This is a genomic window from Nesterenkonia sp. F (assembly GCF_000220985.1).
Lineage (GTDB): Bacteria > Actinomycetota > Actinomycetes > Actinomycetales > Micrococcaceae > Nesterenkonia.
In genome coordinates this window covers 1-4,937 of sequence record NZ_AFRW01000092.1, presented here as the reverse complement: position 1 = coordinate 4,937, position 4,937 = coordinate 1, and the positions used below count along the sequence as shown (strand labels likewise).

Annotated in this window: 4 protein-coding genes; 2 read left to right on the top strand and 2 right to left on the bottom strand. The window is 71.5% G+C overall.

Annotated features, from left to right (window positions below; all coding sequences use genetic code 11):
* Positions 1-70: 70 nt before the first annotated feature.
* Positions 71-2,713, bottom strand: a complete 2,643-nt coding sequence (clpB, locus tag GU5_RS0107740) for an ATP-dependent chaperone ClpB (RefSeq protein WP_010525011.1) — start codon at positions 2,711-2,713, stop codon at positions 71-73.
* A 256-nt stretch (positions 2,714-2,969) separates the two neighbouring features.
* Here clpB and GU5_RS0107735 point away from each other — a divergent pair, with 256 nt between their 5' ends.
* Positions 2,970-3,836 carry an NAD-dependent epimerase/dehydratase family protein gene (locus tag GU5_RS0107735; RefSeq protein WP_050806627.1) on the top strand — a complete coding sequence of 289 codons (867 nt, stop codon included), beginning with the start codon at positions 2,970-2,972 and terminating at the stop codon, positions 3,834-3,836.
* Positions 3,837-3,876: 40 nt separating this feature from the next.
* Here the strand turns inward: GU5_RS0107735 and GU5_RS14670 are convergent, their stop codons facing one another.
* Positions 3,877-4,314, bottom strand: a complete 438-nt coding sequence (locus tag GU5_RS14670) for an MmcQ/YjbR family DNA-binding protein (protein ID WP_010525009.1) — start codon at positions 4,312-4,314, stop codon at positions 3,877-3,879.
* A 189-nt stretch (positions 4,315-4,503) separates the two neighbouring features.
* Here GU5_RS14670 and GU5_RS14665 point away from each other — a divergent pair.
* A partial coding sequence (locus GU5_RS14665) for a LacI family DNA-binding transcriptional regulator (RefSeq protein ID WP_010525008.1) occupies positions 4,504-4,937 on the top strand: 434 nt, incomplete at its 3' end.

Genomic DNA, 4,937 nt, shown 5'->3' with positions numbered 1-4,937 from the left:
ACGGGCAGATCTCGCTGGGAGCCGCCACTCGATGCGAGGAGGCGGACCCGCGCAGAGCCCGGGACGGACGTCAGGCTCGGGCCGAGACCTCCCGCTCCTCCGGCTCCTCCTGCTTCCGCACGGTCAGTCCGTGCACCGTCGCGGAGTCCGCCGAGAGCTCGTCACGGTCGACCAGCACCGTATCGCCGTCCTGGACGTCGCCGGAGAGCAGCAGCCGGGCCAGCTGGTCGCCGATTTCGCGCTGGACCAGTCGACGCATCGGCCGGGCGCCGTAGGCCGGGTCGTAGCCGGCGACGGCGAGCCATTCGCGGGCCGCGTCGCTGACCTCCAGGGTGAGCCGGCGCGAGGAGAGCCGCCGCGCCAGCGACTCGACCTGCAGGTCGACGATCCTGCCGAGCTGCTCCAGGGAGAGCACGTCGAACATCACGATGTCGTCCAGCCGGTTGAGGAACTCCGGCTTGAAGGAGCGGTTCACCACGTCCATGACCTGGCTGCGCCGCTGATCCTCCTCGAGCTGCTGGTCCACCAGGAACTGACTTCCCAGGTTGGAGGTCAGGATCAGCACCGTGTTGCGGAAGTCCACTGTGCGCCCCTGCCCGTCGGTCAGCCGGCCGTCGTCGAGGACCTGCAGCAGGATGTCGAAGACCTCCGGGTGGGCCTTCTCCACCTCGTCGAGCAGGATCACCGAGTAGGGTCGACGGCGCACCGCCTCGGTGAGCTGACCGCCCTCGTCGAAGCCGACGTAGCCGGGAGGCGCGCCCACCAGCCGGGCGACCGAGTGCTTCTCCGAGTACTCGGACATGTCGAGACGGATCATCGAGCGCTCGTCGTCGAAGAGGAACTCCGCCAGCGCCTTGGCCAGCTCGGTCTTGCCCACGCCGGTGGGGCCGAGGAACAGGAAGGAGCCGGTCGGCCGATCCGGGTCGGCGACGCCGGTGCGCGCGCGGCGGACGGCGTCGGCCACCGTGGTGACCGCCTTCTCCTGGCCGATCAGCCGCGAGCCGACACGCTCCTCCGTCTCGAGCAGCTTCTCGGTCTCGCCCTGCAACATCCGCCCGGCAGGGATGCCGGTCCAGGCGGCGATGACCTCGGCGATGCCGTCGGCGTCGACCTCGTCGGCGACCATCTTCCCGCCGTGCTCCGGCGTGGAGGACTCCTCCGCCTCGGCGGCGGCGAGCTGCTCCTCGACCTGCGGGATCTCGCCGTAGAGGAGCCGGGAGGCCTCGGCGAGGTCGCCCTCGCGCTGGGCCCGCTCGGCCTGGCTGCGCAGCTCGTCGAGCTGCACGCGCAGCTCGCCGGCCCGGTTGAGCTCGCCCTTCTCGGCCTCCCAGCGGGCGGTGAGCTCGGCCAGCTCCTCCTTCTTGTCGGCCAGCTCGCCGCGCAGCGTCTCCAGCCGCTCCGCGGAGCCGGCGTCGGTCTCGGCGGCCAGCGCCATCTCCTCCATGGTCATCCGGTCCACACTGCGGCGCAGCTCGTCGATCTCCACCGGGGCGGAGTCGATCTCCATGCGCAGCCGCGAGGCGGCCTCGTCGACCAGGTCGATGGCCTTGTCGGGCAGCCGGCGGCCGGAGATGTAGCGGTCGGAGAGCGTCGCGGCGGCCACCAGCGCGGAGTCGGCGACGGCGACCTTGTGGTGGGCCTCGTAGCGCTCCTTGAGTCCGCGCAGGATGCCGATGGTGTCGGGCACCGAGGGCTCGCCGACCAGCACCTGCTGGAAGCGGCGCTCCAGCGCGGCGTCGGACTCGATGGTCGAGCGGTACTCGTCCAGCGTGGTCGCGCCGATCAGCCGCAGCTCTCCGCGGGCCAGCATGGGCTTGAGCATGTTGCCCGCGTCCATCGACCCCTCGGAGGCGCCGGTGCCGACGACGGTGTGCAGCTCGTCGATGAAGGTGATGATCTCGCCGTCGGCGTTCTTGATCTCCTCCAGCACCGCCTGCATGCGCTCCTCGAACTCGCCGCGGTACTTCGCGCCGGCGATCATCGCGCTGAGGTCCAGGGCGATCAGCGTCTTCTCGCGCAGCGACTCGGGGACGTCGCCGGCGACGATGCGCTGGGCCAGCCCCTCGACGACGGCGGTCTTGCCGACGCCGGGCTCGCCGATGAGCACCGGATTGTTCTTGGTGCGGCGGGACAGCACCTGGACGACGCGGCGGATCTCGGCGTCGCGTCCGATCACCGGGTCGAGCTGGCCCGAACGGGCGATCTCGGTGAGGTCGGTGCCGTACTTCTCCAACGACTGGAAGGTCCCCTCGGGATCCGGGCTGGTGACCCTGCGGTCGCCGCGCAGTCCCGGCAGCTCGGCCTTCAGCGCCTCGGCGGTCGCCCCGGCCTCGGCCAGCGCGCGACCGGCGGGGCCGGTGTCCGCGGCGACGCCGATGAGCAGGTGCTCCGTGGAGACGTAGTCGTCGCCCATCTGCTGGGCCTCGGCCTGCGCAGCTTTCACCACGGTGAGCCCGGCCTGGGAGAACTGCGGCGACGAGACGGCGTCGCCGGAGGACGAGGGCAGCTGCTGGATGGCCGCCGAGGCGCGGGTGGACACCGCGTCCGGATCGGCGCCGGCGGCCTTGAGCAGGGCGACGGCGACCGACTCCCGCTGGTCCATCAGCGCTTTGAGGATGTGCGCGGGCTCGACCTGGGGGTTGCCCGCGGTGTTGGCGTTCATCGCGGCGGCGGAGACCGCCTCCTGCGATTTGGTGGTGAGCTTGACGTCCATGGAGGAAGCCCCTTCCAGTCGATGTCGACGACCGCTCATCGGGGAGGCTCGACGATCCCCTGAGCTGCGTCGTGGAAACTTGAGTCGATAATACTCAACTTTTTCGGCCGACGGTATATTCCCCGCACGTCGCCCGTCCCGCGGTCGACGCGCCCAGCGCATATCATGGGAGGAACAGGCCGCCTGCCGCCATGGCACCGGGCCGCCCGGAACACGGCGAGACCGCGGGTCCCGCCGATCGACTCGAGGAGGACCTCTGGAGCACACCGCCGCACACCCCTCCCCCGCCGCGAGGCGCGTCCTGCTGGCCGGCTGCGGGGACGTCGGAGCGACCCTGGGCGCTCGACTCGCCGCGGCGGGGACCGACGTCGTGGGCCTTCGACGCGGCGGCGACCACCCCGGGCTCCCGTTCCCGGTCCGGGCCGCCGACCTGACCGATGACACCGCCGCCGCCCTCCCCGAGGCCGATCAGGTGGTCGTGACCCTGTCGCCGGACGGCCCCGACGCGGCCGCCTATGAGCACACCTTCCGCGGAGGCCTCGCCGGACTCGCCCGCCGTCTCCCGACTCCGCCCCGCCGGCTCGTCTTCATCTCCTCGACCGGAGTGCTGGGCGCCCACGACGGCGACCGCGTGGACGAGTCGACGCAGCCCACACCGGACCGGGGCAGCGCCGCCGCGCTGCTGTCTGCCGAGCAGGACGCGCGCGAGCTCTTCGACGGCGAGGTCGTGGTAGTGCGCCCGGCCGGCATCTACGGCCCCGGCCGCTCGCGCACCATCGATCGCGTGGCCCGGGGAGCGCCGATGGACCATCGCCGCATGACCAACCGTGTCCACCGGGACGACCTGGTGACGATCCTCGCGACGCTGCTGGAGAGCGCGGCCCCTCCGCCCCTGCTGCATGCCGTGGACGCCGAGCCGGCGACGCTGGGCGACGTCGCCTCCTTCATCGCCGAACGCCTGGGCGTCGACATGCCGGCAGACTCCGGTGACGGCCGCGCGACCGGAAAGACCATCGACGACCGTCTCCTCCGGACCTTCCTGCAGGGGCGCCGCCTGCGCTTCCCCACATTCCGCGAGGGGTACGCGGAGCTGATCGCTCGGCACCGCGGCCCGACGCGCTGACCCGGCGCATGCCGCGGAACGCCTCGACCACCGGCGACGATCAGCCGGGATCGAGCGCGTCGGGCGCGGCATCCGGGTCGATGCCGCCGTCGCCGGGCCCGAGGCCGAAACGCACGGGCTGCTGGGAGCTCAGCATGGTCGAGACCACGCGGTCGTAGGAGGTGACCACGAGCTCCTCGATCAGTTCCTCGGTGATGCCCCCTCCCGCTCCGACGGAGATCCAGTGCCGCTTGTTCATGTGGTATCCAGGCCGGATCGAGGAGAACTCCTCGCGCAGTGCCTCGGACTCGTCGGGAGTGACTTTCAGCGTGATCAGCGGCTCGCCGGTCGCCTCGGTGGCCATCAGGAAGATCTTGCCGCGGACTGTGTAGACATCATGCTCCGGCCAGAAGGGATGGGTGCAGCTGCTCCAGGGCAGCTGCCGCGCGGCCGCACCGGCCACGTCCTGGATGCGCAGTCCGTCGAGGATCTCGGCCATGACCCCAGGATAGGCGCCGGGCGTCCGCGCCGACACCCCACACTGGGGATGACTCGGCGGAAAGTGTGGGAATGCGTCGGCTTTCCCGCACTTTCCGCCGAGTCATCCCCCGCCGCAGCACGTCCCGTAGGCTGGTGACCGGTCATCCCCTCCCGAGACGCCCCTACGCCCGCCACGAGGTTTCGCCCCATGCCCTCCGCCGCATCGCCGTCCGACGATTCGCAGTCCGCCGGCTCGCCGAGCCCCGCGACGGCGCGCCGTCGCCCGACGATCCGCGAGGTCGCCCGACGCGCCGGTGTCTCCCACCAGACCGTCTCCCGCCATCTGAAGGGGGACACGACGGTCAACGAGCAGCTCGCCGCGAAGATCCAGGACGCGATCGAGACGCTGGACTACCGACCGAACCTCGTCGCGCGGGCGATGCGCAACCACCGCACCGGCCGCCTGGCGGTGCTGCTGCCGCCGGGCAGCGCGATCAGCTCGCTGGAGATCCTCTCCGGAGCCAAGGAGATCGCCGACGCCGGCGACTACGTCCTGGAGGTCGTCACCGTCAGCGGCTCAGCCGAGATGCGCGACCGTCGCGCGCTGGAGCTGCGCGACTCGCGGCTCTTCGAGGGCGTGCT

Bases quoted from the DNA above. Each gene is read 5' to 3' on its own strand.
- clpB (WP_010525011.1), bottom strand. From the start codon at position 2,713: ATGGACGTCAAGCTCACCACCAAATCGCAGGAGGCGGTCTCCGCCGCC.
- GU5_RS14670 (WP_010525009.1), bottom strand. From the start codon at position 4,314: ATGGCCGAGATCCTCGACGGACTGCGCATCCAGGACGTGGCCGGTGCG.